Here is a 16,499-nt window from a genome sequence, read left to right on the forward strand (position 1 = left end):
AAGGAGAGAACGCAATGAAGATTGAAAAAATTGAACGCATCGCCTGTCGCTTGCCCCTCAAACAACCCTTTGTGACAAGTTATGGACAATTAACAGAAAAAGCTTTTGATCTTTATTTGGTGACAACAGAGGATAAAACGATGGGCATCGGTGAATTGGTCGCTTTTGAGCAGCCAGATTACATTGAAGAAACCCTCTTTTCTGCTCGACAAGTGATTGAAACAGCACTGATCCCATTATTGATTGACCAAGAGATCGAGCATCCGCAAGAAGTTTGTCAGCTGTTTCAAACGGTCCAAGGAAACTACATGGCAAAATCGGCTTTGGAAACAGCGATTTGGGATCTATATGGCAAGCAAACGCATCAAAGTGTGAAAGAGCTTTATACCGCAACCCGACCGAGTGTCGCTGTTGGCGTTAGTCTTGGCATACAAGACTCTGTCGAAAAACTAGTGGCTCTTGTTGCCGATTATGTCGCCCAAGGGTATCAACGAATCAAATTAAAAATCAAGCCTGGGCAAGATCTGGTACCCTTGCGAGCGATTCGACAAGCCTTTCCAGAATTGCTTTTGATGGCAGATGCAAACGGAGCCTATCAGAGTGAGCCAGAACGCATTTTGGCACTTGATGACTTTGGCTTGGTGATGATCGAGCAACCCCTTAAGGTACGAGATCTGGTGGGGCACAGTCAGCTGCAGCGTCAGATGAAGACGCCTCTATGTTTGGATGAAGATATTCGAACGGCAGAAGACGTCGATACCGTCGCAGCCCTGGACAGCTGCCGTGCGATCAACCTGAAAATCCCCCGTGTCGGTGGGATCACCGAAGCCTTGCGAATCCTTGATCGATGTCAAACCCATGGACTACTCGTTTGGTTAGGCGGCATGTTTGAGTCTGGTGTGGGGCGAGCCATGAATTTGCAATTTGCGAGTCAAGATATTTTCCATTTTCCTGGGGATCTTTCCGCTTCTGATCGTTACTTTTATGATGATGTCATTACACAGCCTGCAACTTTGCATGAAGGCAAGCTGCTGGTACCTGATGGAAAGGGCTTTGGCATCACGTTAGCAGAAACAAAGCTAAGTCAGTATGGGCAACCTAAAGAATGCATCTACTCAAGAAAACGATCAGCGAAAGAATAACATCATCAAAGAAAAAACAGTAAAAATAAAAGAAATGGCCAGCAGGGAAATCTGCTGGCCATTTCTTTTGCTTTATTCTGCGTTTTTGAATTCTTTTTCAATTTGTAGTCGTTGGACTTTCATGGTTGCTGTTCGTGGGATATCTTCGTAGTCGCGTAAAATTGGCTGATTGAGGTGAGGGAGATCTTCCACCATTTTCCACCAAGCATCCCAATCCATTTGACGATTTGGTGCTAAAGCAATGATTGGTTGCGGTGAGTTTTCTTTGTCGCGAACGATCACGACTTCGGCAAGGAAGTCTAAATGATCCAGCAAAAGGTCTTCCAAGGCAAGATTGCTTTCAATATTTTTGATCAAGTCCACTTGACGGTCTTTTAAGTAAAGATGTCCCTGATCATCCATCTTGCCGTAATCACCACTGTCCCACCAAGCGCCATAGACATTGTCAGCAAAACGCTGATCTTCTTTATAATAGGTCAACGCGCGTCCTTTTGAAAGGAAATGGATGTGCCCATCGGTATTGGCTGGCAGCTCGTTGCCCTCGGCATCGGTGATCCGCGCTCTCGTTAAGTCCTCCAGACCGACACCCATATCACGGGCATCGTTGGTAGTGATGCTTTCTAAGGTATGTGCTTTTAGAATCATTGGCCCGCACTCACTTTGGCCATAGACTTGTAAAAAGAGTGCTTCTTTTGTTGCTGAAGTATTTAAAAAAGTCGCCATTGTTTGATTGTTGATAGCATCAAAGGTTGAGTGATAGTAACGAATATTAGCAAAAGCATCTGGTTGTTCTTTTGCCACAAAGCTCCATTGGACAAAATTGTTTGGATGAGTTTCCAAAGCGATCGGTGGGTATTCTTTTAACATGCCTACGACATGAGCACCGTTGGCATTGGCTAATGGCATCATCGGGAAGCCCATCGCCATCAAGGAGGAGATACCGATATTGAAGCGGGAGTGCACCGGTGAAATATGGAACGCAATTAAATCAGAGTCAGCTTTGGTGCGATCGATCTTGGTGAAGATCGTTTTTTGCCATTTTGTCCGCCAGCCCATGGAGTTTGCTGAATGACAAATCAATTTTGGAATACCCGTCGTTCCAGAAGTATGGGTCATATAGGAAATTTGATCCACCGGTAATTCAGTTTGTTCCACTGGTTCCTCTGTTTGTTGTAGCAAATGGCGAACAGCGATCTGTTTGTCAGTACTGCTATTTTTCACTTGTGCGACGCGGCCTTCGGTTTCTTCATCAAATAAGATGTAAGGATCTTCTAAGCGATCCACAAACACTTCGATGGTTTCAGCAGGAAAATGATAGGAGATCATAGCAGGAACGGCACCAAGGTAAGAAGCAGCCGTTGCTAACAAATACGTATCGAATTTTGAAGATTTATACAGAATGATTTTATCTCCTGCTTGCACGCCAAGTGAGGCAAGTTGATAAGCACGCTTTAAAATCATTTCATGGCTCGAACGGTAGGTACTACGATAGCCAAGCTCAGGAAATGCTGGCAACACTTCATCATGGATGATGGGGGTGTCAGGAAACGTCTCAGCAGCTTCGCGATAATTGGTGTATAGATTCAATGGACGATAGTCTAAAATGGACAAATAGAACACTCCTTTAAAAGTTCGTGAAAAACTTCATTTGATTTCTCCATTTTAGCACAGGAATTCCTCGATACAATAGATATTTTGTGTTTTTTATTTATTTCTAAAAAATCATCCGGGTAAAGACTTTCGAAGAATGAATGACTGTGATGTGTTATCATTCATTCCTCGTAGTAAGCGGAAAAAGTGCATAATCAACGGGTGTATTTTGCTACAAAATCTTCGATTGGGAGGCGAAAGTCTAAATAGCGTGCTTCTAATTCTGCACGATTCCAATTCCACCAAGCGATTTCTTGCAAAGCAGTGATCGTTTCTGGATCAAAGCGGTATTTGATCACTTTTGCTGGAACCCCGCCGACGATCGCATAAGGCGGCACATCTTTGGTTACGACTGCGTTTGAGGCGATCACGGCACCATCACCGACGGTCAAACCAGATTGGATCACGGCACCGTGGCCGATCCAGACATCATTGCCAATGACGGTCGTTTTTGCTTTGCGTTTTTCTAAGAAGGACTCGTCCTTTGGCGCAAATCCATAGCCTTCGCCATTATAGGCAAAAAGATGCTGACTAGGGCGTTCATAGGGATGATTGGTGGGGCCGATGCGGACCATCGCTGCGATACTGATAAAACGTCCTAATTGACTGTTCTGAATGAAGCAATATTGCCCCGTATAGGTATAATTGCCGATGGAAGAATGATCAATGTGATTGGCTTCGCCAATTTCGACATAGTCTCCTAAAGTTGTGTCTTGAAGCTGCGAGTCTTTACCAACGATCGGCTGTTCATCTGGAAAATTTGTGATCGATAGGTGCATAGAAATCATCCTCTCTTGCGTATTGCTATCATTTTACCGCACTTTTTTGTACTATTTGACTAATACGCACTAAAGACAAAAGGAGGTCTGCTTTATGGAGTCGATTTATCAGTTAGATAAGATGACCGAAACGATAGCTAAGCGAGCAATCAAAAAAGGATACTCGTTAAAAAATCAAGCGGCCCCAGAGGCGCTGTTTGTGCGCAGTTCAACGGTTCCTAACGAATTGATCACTCCAGAATTAGCTGTGATCGCTCGCTCAGGAACAGGCACCAATACGATCGATTTGGCACGGTGTACTCAAAATGGCACAGTAGTTTTCAATAGTCCTGGTGTCAATGCCAATGCAGTCAAAGAGTTGGTGCTATCCAATTTATTTCTCAGCGTTCGCCCCTTATTCAAAGCGATCCAGACGGTAGCCGATTTACAAGAAGAACTAGCGTCCGGTCAAATTGAAGCAGAAGAGGTGTTGAAGGTAGCTGAAGAACGGCGAAAAGAAGTGATTGGCGAAGAATTAGCTGGAAAAACCATCGGTATTCTAGGGTTAGGAGAGATCGGTGAACGGGTGGCAAAAGCCTGTCATCAGCTAGGGATGGAGGTTTTGGGCTATGCCCGAACGAAGAAAGCAGCACACGATTACGAGCAAGTCAGTGACCTGCAAATGCTGTTGACCGAATCAGATTTTGTGGTGGTCTTGCTCCCTTTAAGTCAAGAGACCAAAGGCATGCTGAATCGACAAACGATTCAGCAGATGAAAAAAAATGCAGTGTTGATGAATTTTGGTCGCGGGGAAATCGTGGAAGAAGCAGCCGTCTTAGAAGCATTAGCCAAAAATCAGCTCAAACAATACATCACTGATTTTCCTAGTGCGGGCTTGATCGGACAACCGAAAGTGTTGTGTTATCCGCATATCGGCGGCAGTACTACCAATGCCTTGGAAAAGGGGGATCACGTAGTTTTTGATCGCATGCATGCCTATTTACGCGCTGGGACGATTCAAGAATCGGTCAATTTCCCCCATGCAGAGTTGCCTTTTTTGGCACCGTATCGCTTAGCGCTGTTTTATCACGACAAGCCTGGTGCTTTTGCCCCATTATTGCGGATCATTTCTGAAGCAGGCGTGGATATCGATAATTTGACAAGTGAAAGAAAAGCCGGAGTCGCCTATACCTTGATCGATCTTGATGAGACAAATGAAACGCTGCTTCAAGATCTGCAAAAACAGATGCAGCAGGCAGGGGCAATCATTCGTGTGCGCTTGATCAAAAATCCGCGAACCAGTGAATAGTTGCCACCAACAATGTTTCTTGTTATGATGAAAAAAAAGTAAAGGAAGTTCATCATGATGAATAAGTTTCAAGATAAAAAGAAGGTCGCTTTGCCTCGTTATCAGCAGATTGCCGTAGCGATCGCGGAACGAATCGTTGAAAATCGCTACCAAGTTGGGCAAAAGATCCATGCACGCTCAACGTTAGCCAGCAATTTCAATGTCTCTCCTGAAACAGCCCGCAAAGCGATCAATGTATTAGTTGATTTAGAAATCATGGACGTCCGTCATGGCAGCGGCGCCTATATTGCTTCAAAGGAAAAAGCACAGGCCTTTGTGGAACAATACCAAGATGTGCAGTCGATCCAAGAAATTAGACAAGATATTTTAGACAGTGTGGAGCGGCAGCAGCAAGAGCTGGATAATTTTTCTGACTTGTTGAACACGCTAGTGCAGCAAACCAAAAAGGTACACCACATGAGTCCGTTTGTGCCCTTTGAGCTTCAGCTGACGGAACAGGCGCAGCATTTGGAAAAAAGTATCAATGAATTGAATGTTTGGCAGGCCACAGGGGCGACGGTCATCGCGATCCAAACAACCGAAGAATTGTTGTTGTCACCAGGACCTTATGCGAAATTCAGTGCAGGCAATACGATTTATTTTGTCGGGAATGAATTGGCGTTGCAGCGCATGACCAATTTCTTCTATCCAACGGACCATTCAGCGTAATTCTTTTTCCTGATTCCCATGCTTTTTTTGCAAAAGAAAAAGCATGGGGAAATTTTTTTTGACAAAGTGACCACATATTGTTAAGATAGTATGGTCACTTTCGTGAAATTTTTCAGAAAAAGGAGTATTAATCATTTGAGTAAAGTTAAAGTGGAACACTTAACCAAAATCTTCGGTAAGAAAAAGCAGCAAGCTCTTGCCATGGTCAAAGAACAACGCAGCAAAAACGAGATTTTAGAAAAAACGGGTGCCACCGTTGGGGTCTATGATGTGAACTTTGAAGTCAACGAAGGCGAGATTTTCGTCATCATGGGCCTTTCTGGAAGCGGGAAGTCAACATTGATTCGACTATTGAATCGATTGATCGAGCCGTCTGGCGGAGATATTTACATAGATGGCGTGGATGTTGCCAAAATGAGTAAAGAGGAACTACGAGAAGTTCGCCGTCACAAAATCAACATGGTTTTCCAAAGCTTTGGCCTTTTCCCTCATCGGACAATTTTAGAGAACACAGAATACGGACTAGAAGTCCGTGGGGTCTCGAAAGAAGAACGAACAGCGAAAGCGGAAAAAGCGTTAGAAAACTCAGGATTGCTTTCTTTTAAAGACCAATACCCTGACCAGCTGTCTGGAGGGATGCAACAGCGTGTAGGACTTGCCCGTGCGTTAGCCAATGATCCAGAGATCCTCTTGATGGATGAGGCCTTTTCAGCATTAGATCCGCTGATTCGCCGTGAAATGCAAGATGAACTTTTAGAATTGCAAGCCAATGTTCAAAAAACGATTATCTTTATCACCCATGATTTGAACGAGGCCTTGCGGATCGGTGACCGGATCGCTTTAATGAAAGATGGTCAGATCATGCAGATCGGTACAGGAGAAGATATTTTGACGAATCCTGCCAACCAATACGTGCGTGATTTCGTGGAAGATGTCGATCGTTCCAAAGTCTTGACTGCGCAAAACATCATGGTCCCAGCATTGACGACGAACATCGAGATCGATGGACCAAGCGTAGCATTGAACCGGATGCGGAAAGAAGAAGTCAGCATGCTGTTAGCCGTCGACAAACGTCGTCACCTAAAAGGAAGCCTGACAGCCGAGTCTGCTCGTGAGGCACGGAAAAACAATCTGACCTTGAAGGAAGTTATTGATAAAAATGTTAAAAAGATCGATAAAGATATGCTGGTAACGGATATCTTCAATTTGATCTATGATTCGCCTACACCTTTAGCTGTGGTAGAAAACGATCGTTTGATCGGAGTCGTGATCCGCGGAAGTGTGATTGAAGCATTGGCTGAGACTGATTCAGCCGCTCAAGCAGAGGAAGGGGTAGTGACAAATGGATAATTTCTTACAACATACGATTCCGGTGGCTGATTGGGTCGAAAACTTTACTGATTGGCTAACAGGAACTTTCAGTGGATTGTTTTCAGCCTTACAGTCTTTCGGACAATTTATCATGGACGCTATTACAAATGTATTACTGTTTGTACCACCGTTATTAATGATCGTCTTATTGACGGCTGCTGCCTTTTTCGTTTCACGCAAAAAATTCGGCTTGCCAGCCTTTACTTTTGTCGGGTTGCTGTTCATCTATAACCAAGGGTTATGGACAGACTTGATGAACACCGTGACGTTGGTCTTATTGTCGAGTTTGGTTTCGATCATCATTGGGATTCCACTAGGGATCTTAATGGCGAAAAGCGAAAAAGCGCAAAGTATCGTGACGCCGATCTTAGACTTTATGCAAACGATGCCTGGTTTCGTTTATTTGATTCCTGCGGTTGCTTTCTTTGGGATCGGGATGGTTCCAGGGGTCTTCGCCTCAGTGATCTTTGCTCTACCACCAACCGTTCGGATGACGAACTTAGGGATTCGCCAAATTTCTCGTGAATTGGTGGAAGCCTCTGATTCCTTCGGTGGGACTGGCTGGCAAAAACTGATCAAATTAGAATTGCCACTAGCCAAAAGCACTATTTTGGCTGGGGTCAACCAAACCACGATGCTGGCATTATCAATGGTCGTGATCGCGTCAATGATCGGTGCTCCTGGGTTAGGGCGCGGCGTCTTGTCCGCCTTGCAACGAGCACAAGTCGGTAACGGATTTGTCAGTGGGGTATCCTTAGTTATTTTGGCGATTATCATGGATCGCTTTACCCAGAATTTGAATCGTTCGGCACATCAAAAAGCAGCCAGCAAGACAAGTCGCAAACAAAAACGTCTTTTTGGCGGGATTGCTGCAGCGGCAGTCGTTGCTTTGATTGGAGCATCGTTTGCCTTTGGAAATGTTTCTGACAGCAAAGGCACGGTGAACTTGGCGTATGTCGAATGGGATACGGAAGTTGCATCTACCCATGTGGTGGCAGAAGTCTTGTCGCAAATGGGCTACGAAGTCAACACGACGCCTTTGGATAATGCCATCATGTGGGAATCGGTGGCAAAAGGGGAAGTTGACGGGATGGTTGCTGCTTGGCTGCCATCTACGCATCAATCCCAGTATGAACAGTACCAAGACCAAGTTGAAAACTTAGGTCCTAACTTAGAGGGGGCAAAACTGGGGATCGTTGTACCAAGTTATATGGATGTAGATTCCATCGCAGACCTTTCTGACGAAGCTGGAAAAACCATCACTGGTATCGAACCAGGCGCTGGTGTCGTAAATGCAGCGGAAAATACGGTTGCAACGTATGACAACCTTTCCGATTGGAATGTCGCTACCTCTTCTTCAGGAGCGATGACAGTGGCATTAGGCCAAGCCATCAAGAACCAAGATGAGATCGTTATTACTGGCTGGTCTCCACATTGGATGTTTGCGAAATATGATCTGAAATATCTGGATGATCCAGAAGGAACAATGGGTGAAGCAGAAAGCATCAACACTGTTGTACGCCAAGGATTAGCAGATGACATGCCAGAAGTCTACGAAGTACTTGATCGTTTCAACTGGACACAAGAAGACATGGAAGAAGTCATGTTAGCAATCAATGACGGAACGTCAGCCGAAGATGCAGCCAAAGATTGGGTAGCCAATCACCCAGAAGAAGTTGCTGCTTGGACGAACTGATTTCTAAAAAAGAACGACCGCAGATTGAAGCGGTCGTTCTTTTTATTGTTTAAAATACTTAGGTTCATAACGAAAGACGAGGGGATGATTTTTGCAAAAGATCGAGCTTTTGTGCAGGTTAAGCAAAACGATGAAAAATCGGCTGCATCTGTTCAAACGTACAGAGCTTAGTAAATCCTAATGACCGTAAAAGATCTTGTCCCTCTTTGATTTGAAACCCGAGGTGTTCTGGTTTATGACTGTCGCTGCCGATGGTTATCACGCTTCCCCCCAAGTCACGATAAAGCTTGAGGATCTCGATCGATGGCGTATACCCGTTGATTCCGTAACGGTGGGAAGAGGTATTCAGTTCAATGCCTTTGCCATTTTTGATCACGACTTTCAAGATCTCTGCGATTTGTTCTTTCGTTTGTTCAAAAGCGTCCTTCTCTTTATCTAAATAACGACGAATCAAATCCATATGGGCTAAGACGGAATACTCTTTATATGTCGTGACTAGCTGATACATTTCATCATAATAGCGCTCGTAGCATTCCTGTTGGCTGCGTCCTTTTTGAAATTCTCCAGTCCAAAATTCTTGATCGTCTACCTGATGAACGGAAAGTAAAATGAAGTCAAAGGGATGCGAATGATAAAGACGGGTAAATTGTGGGATCGTGTGCATTTGTATCCCAAATTCCAGCCCAGTTTTTAGCTTGATTTGGTCACTGTATGTTTCCTTTAAGCGTGACAGTTCGTTAAAATACAAGTCGTAGTAGACATTTTTTACAACTTTATTGGCCCCGACGAGGTACGTATCCGTCGCTTGCCAGTCTTCTTTGACTCCATAATCCACATGATCGGTAAAGCAGATTTCTGCTAAGCCTAGTTTAATGGCGTCTTTGACTACATCTTCCATCAAATACCAAGAATCATCGCTGTAATCACTATGGACGTGATAGTCTGTAAAAATCATGGCGTCTCCTTTTGTTTCGTTATTTTTGCTGCTTCTGCCAGTCTGCTCGTTTTTGATGATAGAGCTGGGCGGCAGTTTCCCAATGTTCTTTGTCAGCCGGCTGAATCTCACGGATCACACGGGCTGGATTGCCGCCGACGATCGTATTCGGCGACACATCTTTTGTGACGAGGGAACCAGCAGCGACGATGGCATGTTTGCCGATCGTTACACCTGGTAAAATCGTACTATTGCCCCCGATCCAAACGTAATCTTCGACGGTGATCGGGAGACCAAATTCCAAATCTTGACTGCGGACCACAGAATCGATCGGATGACCGGCGGTATAGAAGCTGACCCGTGGTCCCACCATCACATGATCACCAATCAGAATCTTATTGACATCTAAAAAAATGCAATCCATATTGGCATAAAAGTGATCACCAATCTCAACATGGCGACCATAATCAACAAAAAGGGGTGGTTGGACAAAGCAATGCTGCCCAAATTTGCCAAAGAGTGCTTTTTCTTTGGCGATGATTCCTTCTCGGTCATCGACTGGTAAATGGTTGATTTCCTGGGCACGTTTTTTTCCCTCTGCTGAGCCATTCTCAGGGAGAATGCCAGCAGCTTGATACAATTGACCAGCCAACATCGCTTGATAATCAAAGTCTTCTTTCATTGCAAAATCCTTTCTAAGACGGTAAATCGTCGGTGGTTAATTCAATCAAATTGCCTTCGGGGTCTTGGACAACTGCTTCATAATAGCCATCGCCTGTTGTACGAGGACCATTTAAAAGAGGGTAGCCATCTTCAACAAACCGTTGAGCATATCGATCGACGTCAGCTTGATCACCAACTGCAATCGCAAGGTGAGTGTAGCCTAAGCTCTCGCTGACACGAGGGCTTAAAAATTTCTTGGTCGTTAATTCTAACCGACTTCCAGAATCAAAAGTCAAAAAATAGGATTGAAAGCCTGTTTTCGGATTATGGTATTTTGGGTTGCTGACCGCCTGAAAGTAGGTTTCATAAAATGTCCTCATTTTTTCCAAATCATTGACATATAGTGCGATGTGTTCAATTTTCATTATCGACAACTCCTTTAATAAGCAACATAAATCGTTTTTTTTTGAACTTAGTAAACTTTGTTTAATAAGTTGCTTCTATTATACCTTTGTTAACAAAATTAATAAAGGTATATTCCCAGCTTTTTATCTGTTAAAATAGGAGCGTTGAGGGGGAGAAAAATGAAAGCTTATCAGCCAACGACCATTAAATTACATAATCAGGCAGTATTGCTGGATTTGCTAAAACAGCAGCAAGCGCCTATGACCAAGCGCCAACTGGCAGATGCCTCTCAATTAAGCGTGGTAACGATCAACAAGCTGCTTCCTGAATTGATTGAAAAGCAGTTGCTTTTGACGACGGATCAACCGCAACGAACGGGAGGACGTCAAGCTGCGGCTTACCAGTACAATGCGCAACGGACACTGTTGTTGATCATTCAGTTTATCGAAGAAGACCAGCAGATCGTGATTCGTTTTTCAGTCGTCGATCTCATCGGGAACATTTTGCATCATGAGCAGTCAGCAGAGGGCCGATTGCCGCAGTTCTTGCAAGTGATTCGTCAGATAAAACAGGAATACCCGAAAATCAGCTTGGCAGTCGTGGGAATTCCTGGTGTGGAAATTGCTGGAAGACTGAAGATCATGGATGCTCCAGCATTTAAGGACATGGCGCTAGGGGAATTGATTGAAAAGGAGATCGCGGTAAAAACGCTTATTGAGAATGACGTGAATGCAGCGGTATTCCATTTCAAAGAAGAGAAAAAAATCGTGGCTGGCATTTATTTTCCGAAAAATTATCCGCCAGGTGCGGGACTGGTCATCGACCAACAGCTCTTTAAAGGAGCCAACCATTTAAGTGGCGAAATCAAGCATTTGCCGCATCTCTACACGGCTTCTTACCCTTTGGCAACAGAGGCGATCCCAGAACAAGTGACTGCCACTCTTCAAGCGATCGTGGCAGTGACGGACCCGCATCAAGTCATTTTGTTTTTGCCCTCTGAATGGCAGGCGCTCGTGTCGCGCTCCTTTTTGGAAAAGCAGCTGGCAGCAGTGTTTCAATATGGCGTCTTGCCAAAATTACACTTTTCCGATCGGTTTTCAGAAAATTATTTGGCTGGGTTGATCACGATGGGAATCGAAGCAGCGGGCTTAGGGCTTTGATTCCCAGCATTCAACTGGTACTGAGGACAAAAACTGCCGCTGCTTCCTTTATTCAGAAGTAGCGGCAGTTTTTTTGAAAATACGATAACTCACAGCTTGGCGAGTTTCTGTGCTTTTTCGGTATTCGCAAAATGCAGTTTGGCATATTGGCCTAATAGTGCTATGCCACCTTGCTGCAGTAATTTTGCTGCAACTTGGTCAGCAGCTGCGTGGGCGCCAGAAGGCAAACGCATACCGACTTCTTTGGAGGCTGCATCTAATTCATCCAAAAAGACTGTACGGCATAAAATAGAGGCTGCCGCTACTGCTAGATGATATTGTTCCCCTTTCGTCGCAAAATAGAGCTTTTCAGTGACCGCTGCTTGTTCCGACTTTAAATAGGTGCGATAATTTTTTTCGCTCGTGAACTGATCGATCAAAATGGCATCTGGTGTCTCAGGAGCAATTTTTTGCAAAAGCAAACGAATGGCTTGATTATGCAAAGCAACTTTCATTCGGACCGTGTTGTATTTTGGTTGGATCTCGTTGTATTTTCTGGGCGTGACAGTGAGCAATTGGTAAGGAACCAATTCTTTGATTTTCGGCGCCATCTTACGGATCTCTGGATCTGTCAGCATTTTTGAGTCCTTGACACCTAAGACTTTCAGCTGTGGCAATTGCTCTTTTTTGGCATAGACGGCACAGACCACCAAAGGACCGAAATAACTGCCGTTGCCGACCTCGTCACTGCCGACGACGCTTTTTTCGCTAAATCCTGCTGGCAACGCAGTGGTTGAAACAGTCGCTTTTTTCTTATCCGGTACAGCACTAGCCGTATCGCCCCATAAGGAAGCTTCTTTTTCAGCAGTCGCTCCTTGAAACATGACTTTTCCAGACGTATAAGCAGTGATCGTCGTTGGCCCTTTTTTGGCGACAAACACTGTATAAGGAACTTTCTTCGCCAGCAATTCTCGTTGATAAAATTGCTGCATTTTTTGGATAGTTGAAGTTGGTACTTTGATAACGATCGTACTCATTTGATTCCTCCTGATTTTTTGTCTTTTTTTAGGTAGACAAAAGGATACTTTAAGATTTTACCATACTTCTTATTCTTTTTTACTAAGACGATCAGCAAACAAACGATTGGCATGGAAATTCATAAGAAAATCACGTATAATAGTTAAGAGTTTGCGACACATGTTCAATAAGTGATAGAATAGAGCAGAATGTAAGCAATGGGAGGAAATATTCCTATGACGGAGCAAAAGAAACGCTATAAAGCAGTTATCGCGAATCAAAGTTACACGATTATTGGACGCGAAAGCAAAGAACACATGGATATGGTGACAAGATTGGTCAATGACCAACTGCTTGAGATCATGCAATTATCGCCACAAACCGATCAAGAACAAGCGTCGATCTTATTAGCGATCAACGCTGTTTCCGACCAGCTGAAAAAACAAGAACAGCTGTTGGTCCTACAAAAAAAAGTGGACGAGTTGCGGGGACAAGCCATTAAAGCAACGGAGCTTGAGAATCGCATCAAGCGGATCGAAGCGATCGAATCCGAAGCACGGAAAGTTCTCGATGAGACAGGTCGCAGTGATGTGGAGATCCATAATCATGTGGAAGCACAACAGATCTTAAATGAACAAAGGAAACGAAAAATTCAAGAAAAGACAGCCCATGGGTAGTGCGGCGTAGAAAGGATTCCTAAATGATTGGATTATTTGTCTTGGTTTTGTTGTTGGCAGCCTTTTATGGCGGCGCGCGGCGCGGAACCAGTTTACAATTGGTCTCAGTTTTGGGCTATTTGATCTCTTTTTTCTTTGCAGTTGCGAATTACCAAGAAATTGCGAAAAAAATTGAGCTCTATGTTCCTTATATGTCAGTAACGGCGGATTCAAAGTTAAAATACTACGATATGGAACTGGCTTTAGATTTAGACAAAGCCTATTATGCAGCCATCGCTTTTGTGATGGTGCTCTTTGCTGGATGGCTGATCACAAAACTAGTGGTGATTTTTGCAGACAGTTTGCGTTACAAACGCCTACGTTTTTTAGGTGGTTATGACTGGGCAGTTGCGGGTGTTTTGAATGTTATCTTGATGTATATCAATTTGTACATGTTTTTCATGATTCTCTCAATGATCCCGTTTGCCACGATTCAAAATCTGTTTGAAACGAGCGGAACTGCGAATTTCATCGTTGATCGGTCGCCGATTCTCTCAGATTACTTCTATCGATTGTGGATCACAGATGTGATTGGGTAAAAAGCAGGCAGATGGTTGCAGAGCCATTCTGCCTTTTTCTTAGGAACAAAAAGTTAAAACAAAGCAGGTGAGAAAAGAATGAATACTAAGATCCTTGATGTTTTAGGATTTGAACAAGTAAAGAGTCAAATCGGTCAGTATATTGTAACAGCCCAAGGAAAAGAAGCCTTAGCAAAGCTTGCGCCATCAAGTGATATGCAAGTCATTTCCTCTTGGCTAGCAGAAACAGAAGACGCGATCAAGATCCAACGTTTAAGAGGCGGAATCCCTGTACCAAAGATTGAGAATATTCGTCCCCAAATGAAACGGATCGAAATTGGCGCCGATTTAAATGGCATTGAGTTGGCACAAGTTGCCCGTGTCTTATCAACTACGCAGGAATTGAAACGCTTTTTTGCTGATTTGTCTGAAAGCGAGATTGAATTTTCCCGCTTGTATCACTGGGAAGAACAGTTGGTGTCTTTGCCAACCTTGAATCGACGCTTGAAAGAAGCTATCGATGAGGATGGCCGAGTCACAGATGATGCCTCTCCAGCACTACGTGGAATTCGCCAATCGATCCGACGAGCAGAACGGACGATTCGCGAGACATTGGATGGCATCGTCCGAGGTGGCAATGCAAAGTATCTAAGTGATACGATCGTAACCATGCGAAATGAGCGTTATGTGATTCCAGTCAAACAAGAGTACCGAGGTGTTTTCGGCGGGGTAGTCCACGACCAAAGTTCCTCTGGTCAAACCTTGTTTATCGAACCGAAACAAGTAGTGGAACAAAATAACCGTTTGCGCCAGCATCAAATTGCGGAACGGGATGAAATTACACGTATTCTAGCAGAATTGTCAGCAGAGTTAGCCCCATATCAAAGAGAGATTCTCCATAATGCGTATGTGATCGGGATCATGGATTTCATGAATGCCAAGGCTCGTTTTGGAAAAGAGATGAAGGCAATCGTACCAGCGATCAATCAAGACAACCATGTCTTTTTTAAGCAAGCACGTCATCCATTGATCGATCAAGAAAAAGTCGTTCCTAACGATATTACGATTGGAAAAGACTATCAAGCCGTTGTCATTACTGGGCCGAATACCGGTGGGAAAACCATCACCTTAAAAACATTAGGGCTATTGCAGATCATGGGCCAAGCTGGTTTACCAATTCTGGCAGAAGAAGAAAGCCAAATGGGTGTCTTCAATGAGATTTTTGCGGACATTGGGGATGAACAATCCATTGAGCAAAGTCTATCGACCTTTTCTTCTCATATGACAACGATCGTTGAAGTGTTGAAAAAAGTCGACGAGACAAGCTTAGTTCTCTTTGATGAATTAGGCGCAGGAACCGATCCTCAAGAAGGGGCGGCACTAGCGATTGCGATTTTGGACGAACTTGGGGCTAAGTCGGCTTATGTCATGGCGACGACCCATTATCCTGAATTGAAGGTTTATGGCTATAACCGATCCAATACGATCAATGCCTCTATGGAATTTGATGTTGATACCTTAAGTCCGACCTATCGCTTGTTGATCGGGGTTCCAGGACGAAGCAATGCGTTTGAGATTTCGAAAAGACTTGGCTTGCCAGATACGATCATTGATCAAGCCAAAGAGATCATGGATGGAGAAAGCCAAGACCTGAATGAAATGATCGCTGATTTAGAAAATCGAAGAAAAATGACGGAAACCGAGTATCTTGAAGTCCGTCATCATGTAAAAGAAGCGGCCCGCTTGCACCAAGAGCTAGAAGCAGCCTATAGTTATTTCTTTGAAGAACGTGAAAAAGAATTGGCGAAAGCTCGGCAAAAATCCAATCAGATCGTTGAAGAAGCCAAAGAAGAATCTGAAAAAATCATTGCCGATATTCGTAAAATGCAGTTAGCCGGCGGTCAAACGAAGGTCAAAGAACACGAGCTGATCGACGCGCGCACCAAGTTATCAGGACTGCAACAAGAAGAACATCTGCAAAAAAACAAGGTTCTGCAAAAAGCCAAAGCAGCCAAGACGCTGAAAGAAGGAGACGAAGTGCTTGTAACATCTTATGGTCAGCGCGGGGTCTTATTGAAAAAAGCAGGCAAAAATCAATGGCAAGTCCAAATCGGTATTTTGAAAATGAATTTGCCAGAAACAGATCTCCAACCAGCAGCGCCAGTGAAGGAGCCTACACAGCGTATCGTCAATACGATTCGTTCTGCTGACAGCAGTCCAGTGGTCAATCAGTTGGATTTACGCGGTAAGCGGTACGAAGAAGCCCTCAATGAAGTGGATCAGTATTTAGATGCAGCGATTTTGGCAGGCTATCCGCAAGTGACGATCGTCCACGGAAAAGGAACCGGTGCGCTGCGTCAAGGGATTACCGATTATTTGAAAAATCATCGCTCGGTGAAAAGTTTTGAATTTGCGCCAGCAAATCAAGGGGGCAATGGGGCGACCATTGTGAAGTTTAACTAACCTTTAAGAA

15 protein-coding genes are annotated in these 16,499 nt (G+C 44.1%); 9 read left to right on the top strand and 6 right to left on the bottom strand.

Features of this window, described 5'->3' with window-relative positions:
• The first annotated feature begins 14 nt into the window (after nt 1-14).
• Nucleotides 15-1,142 carry an o-succinylbenzoate synthase gene (gene menC, locus IGJ15_RS03260; protein ID WP_231434774.1) on the top strand — a complete coding sequence of 376 codons (1,128 nt, stop codon included), beginning with the start codon at nt 15-17 and terminating at the stop codon, nt 1,140-1,142.
• A 72-nt stretch (nt 1,143-1,214) separates the two neighbouring features.
• On the opposite strand, the gene IGJ15_RS03265 is transcribed toward menC, so the two are convergent.
• Nucleotides 1,215-2,753, bottom strand: coding sequence for an AMP-binding protein (locus IGJ15_RS03265; protein ID WP_231434773.1), 1,539 nt, complete (start codon nt 2,751-2,753; stop codon nt 1,215-1,217).
• 194 nt (nt 2,754-2,947) lie between these two features.
• A complete protein-coding gene (locus IGJ15_RS03270; RefSeq protein WP_231434772.1) occupies nt 2,948-3,571 on the bottom strand; it encodes a DapH/DapD/GlmU-related protein in 624 nt (207 codons plus the stop codon).
• 94 nt (nt 3,572-3,665) lie between these two features.
• Between IGJ15_RS03270 and IGJ15_RS03275 the strand changes: the two genes are divergently transcribed.
• The 4 genes from IGJ15_RS03275 to IGJ15_RS03290 all read left to right on the top strand — a co-directional run bounded on the left by IGJ15_RS03275 (nt 3,666) and on the right by IGJ15_RS03290 (nt 8,634).
• Complete coding sequence (locus IGJ15_RS03275) at nt 3,666-4,859, top strand: NAD(P)-dependent oxidoreductase (RefSeq protein WP_231434771.1); 1,194 nt, start codon at nt 3,666-3,668, stop codon at nt 4,857-4,859.
• A 54-nt stretch (nt 4,860-4,913) separates the two neighbouring features.
• Complete coding sequence (locus tag IGJ15_RS03280; protein WP_231434770.1) at nt 4,914-5,567, top strand: GntR family transcriptional regulator; 654 nt, start codon at nt 4,914-4,916, stop codon at nt 5,565-5,567.
• A gap of 135 nt (nt 5,568-5,702) precedes the next feature.
• Nucleotides 5,703-6,917, top strand: coding sequence for a quaternary amine ABC transporter ATP-binding protein (locus tag IGJ15_RS03285; RefSeq protein WP_005228609.1), 1,215 nt, complete (start codon nt 5,703-5,705; stop codon nt 6,915-6,917).
• Nucleotides 6,910-8,634 carry an ABC transporter permease/substrate binding protein gene (locus IGJ15_RS03290; RefSeq protein WP_005228611.1) on the top strand — a complete coding sequence of 575 codons (1,725 nt, stop codon included), beginning with the start codon at nt 6,910-6,912 and terminating at the stop codon, nt 8,632-8,634. Before IGJ15_RS03285 ends, IGJ15_RS03290 begins: the two co-directional genes overlap by 8 nt.
• Before the next feature lie 118 nt (nt 8,635-8,752).
• Here the strand turns inward: IGJ15_RS03290 and IGJ15_RS03295 are convergent, their stop codons facing one another.
• The 3 genes from IGJ15_RS03295 to IGJ15_RS03305 are packed head-to-tail and all read right to left on the bottom strand — an operon-like array spanning nt 8,753 to nt 10,656.
• On the bottom strand, nt 8,753-9,589 hold the full coding sequence (locus IGJ15_RS03295; protein WP_231434769.1) for a histidinol-phosphatase HisJ family protein: 837 nt from the start codon (nt 9,587-9,589) through the stop codon (nt 8,753-8,755).
• 19 nt (nt 9,590-9,608) lie between these two features.
• Nucleotides 9,609-10,250 (bottom strand): sugar O-acetyltransferase, encoded by a 642-nt coding sequence (locus IGJ15_RS03300; protein WP_231434768.1) that lies wholly within the window; start codon nt 10,248-10,250, stop codon nt 9,609-9,611.
• A 13-nt stretch (nt 10,251-10,263) separates the two neighbouring features.
• Nucleotides 10,264-10,656, bottom strand: a complete 393-nt coding sequence (locus tag IGJ15_RS03305) for a VOC family protein (protein ID WP_016619764.1) — start codon at nt 10,654-10,656, stop codon at nt 10,264-10,266.
• 159 nt (nt 10,657-10,815) lie between these two features.
• Between IGJ15_RS03305 and IGJ15_RS03310 the strand changes: the two genes are divergently transcribed.
• Nucleotides 10,816-11,796, top strand: coding sequence for an ROK family protein (locus IGJ15_RS03310; protein WP_060792827.1), 981 nt, complete (start codon nt 10,816-10,818; stop codon nt 11,794-11,796).
• Between the two features lie 89 nt (nt 11,797-11,885).
• On the opposite strand, the gene rnhC is transcribed toward IGJ15_RS03310, so the two are convergent.
• Complete coding sequence (gene rnhC / locus IGJ15_RS03315) at nt 11,886-12,812, bottom strand: ribonuclease HIII (protein ID WP_167826954.1); 927 nt, start codon at nt 12,810-12,812, stop codon at nt 11,886-11,888.
• A 216-nt stretch (nt 12,813-13,028) separates the two neighbouring features.
• Here rnhC and zapA point away from each other — a divergent pair, with 216 nt between their 5' ends.
• From zapA to IGJ15_RS03330, 3 genes are all read left to right on the top strand, one after another.
• The gene (gene zapA, locus IGJ15_RS03320; RefSeq protein WP_005228634.1) at nt 13,029-13,469 is read left to right on the top strand and encodes a cell division protein ZapA; all 441 of its coding nucleotides are present in this window, start codon (nt 13,029-13,031) and stop codon (nt 13,467-13,469) included.
• Nucleotides 13,470-13,492: 23 nt separating this feature from the next.
• Nucleotides 13,493-14,047 carry a CvpA family protein gene (locus IGJ15_RS03325; protein WP_005228642.1) on the top strand — a complete coding sequence of 185 codons (555 nt, stop codon included), beginning with the start codon at nt 13,493-13,495 and terminating at the stop codon, nt 14,045-14,047.
• A 78-nt stretch (nt 14,048-14,125) separates the two neighbouring features.
• A complete protein-coding gene (locus IGJ15_RS03330; protein ID WP_430599285.1) occupies nt 14,126-16,489 on the top strand; it encodes an endonuclease MutS2 in 2,364 nt (787 codons plus the stop codon).
• The last annotated feature ends 10 nt before the right edge of the window (nt 16,490-16,499 follow it).

It is taken from the genome of Enterococcus sp. AZ079 (genome assembly GCF_050547255.1).
In the GTDB taxonomy this organism is placed as follows: Bacteria; Bacillota; Bacilli; order Lactobacillales; family Enterococcaceae; genus Enterococcus_D; species Enterococcus_D casseliflavus.

Coding starts and splice junctions, on each gene's coding strand:
- menC (WP_231434774.1), top strand. CDS start 15: ATGAAGATTGAAAAAATTGAACGCATCGCCTGTCGCTTGCCCCTCAAA.
- IGJ15_RS03270 (WP_231434772.1), bottom strand. CDS start 3,571: ATGCACCTATCGATCACAAATTTTCCAGATGAACAGCCGATCGTTGGT.
- IGJ15_RS03275 (WP_231434771.1), top strand. CDS start 3,666: ATGGAGTCGATTTATCAGTTAGATAAGATGACCGAAACGATAGCTAAG.
- IGJ15_RS03280 (WP_231434770.1), top strand. CDS start 4,914: ATGATGAATAAGTTTCAAGATAAAAAGAAGGTCGCTTTGCCTCGTTAT.
- IGJ15_RS03290 (WP_005228611.1), top strand. CDS start 6,910: ATGGATAATTTCTTACAACATACGATTCCGGTGGCTGATTGGGTCGAA.
- IGJ15_RS03295 (WP_231434769.1), bottom strand. CDS start 9,589: ATGATTTTTACAGACTATCACGTCCATAGTGATTACAGCGATGATTCT.
- IGJ15_RS03300 (WP_231434768.1), bottom strand. CDS start 10,250: ATGAAAGAAGACTTTGATTATCAAGCGATGTTGGCTGGTCAATTGTAT.
- IGJ15_RS03305 (WP_016619764.1), bottom strand. CDS start 10,656: ATGAAAATTGAACACATCGCACTATATGTCAATGATTTGGAAAAAATG.
- IGJ15_RS03310 (WP_060792827.1), top strand. CDS start 10,816: ATGAAAGCTTATCAGCCAACGACCATTAAATTACATAATCAGGCAGTA.
- rnhC (WP_167826954.1), bottom strand. CDS start 12,812: ATGAGTACGATCGTTATCAAAGTACCAACTTCAACTATCCAAAAAATG.
- zapA (WP_005228634.1), top strand. CDS start 13,029: ATGACGGAGCAAAAGAAACGCTATAAAGCAGTTATCGCGAATCAAAGT.
- IGJ15_RS03325 (WP_005228642.1), top strand. CDS start 13,493: ATGATTGGATTATTTGTCTTGGTTTTGTTGTTGGCAGCCTTTTATGGC.
- IGJ15_RS03330 (WP_430599285.1), top strand. CDS start 14,126: ATGAATACTAAGATCCTTGATGTTTTAGGATTTGAACAAGTAAAGAGT.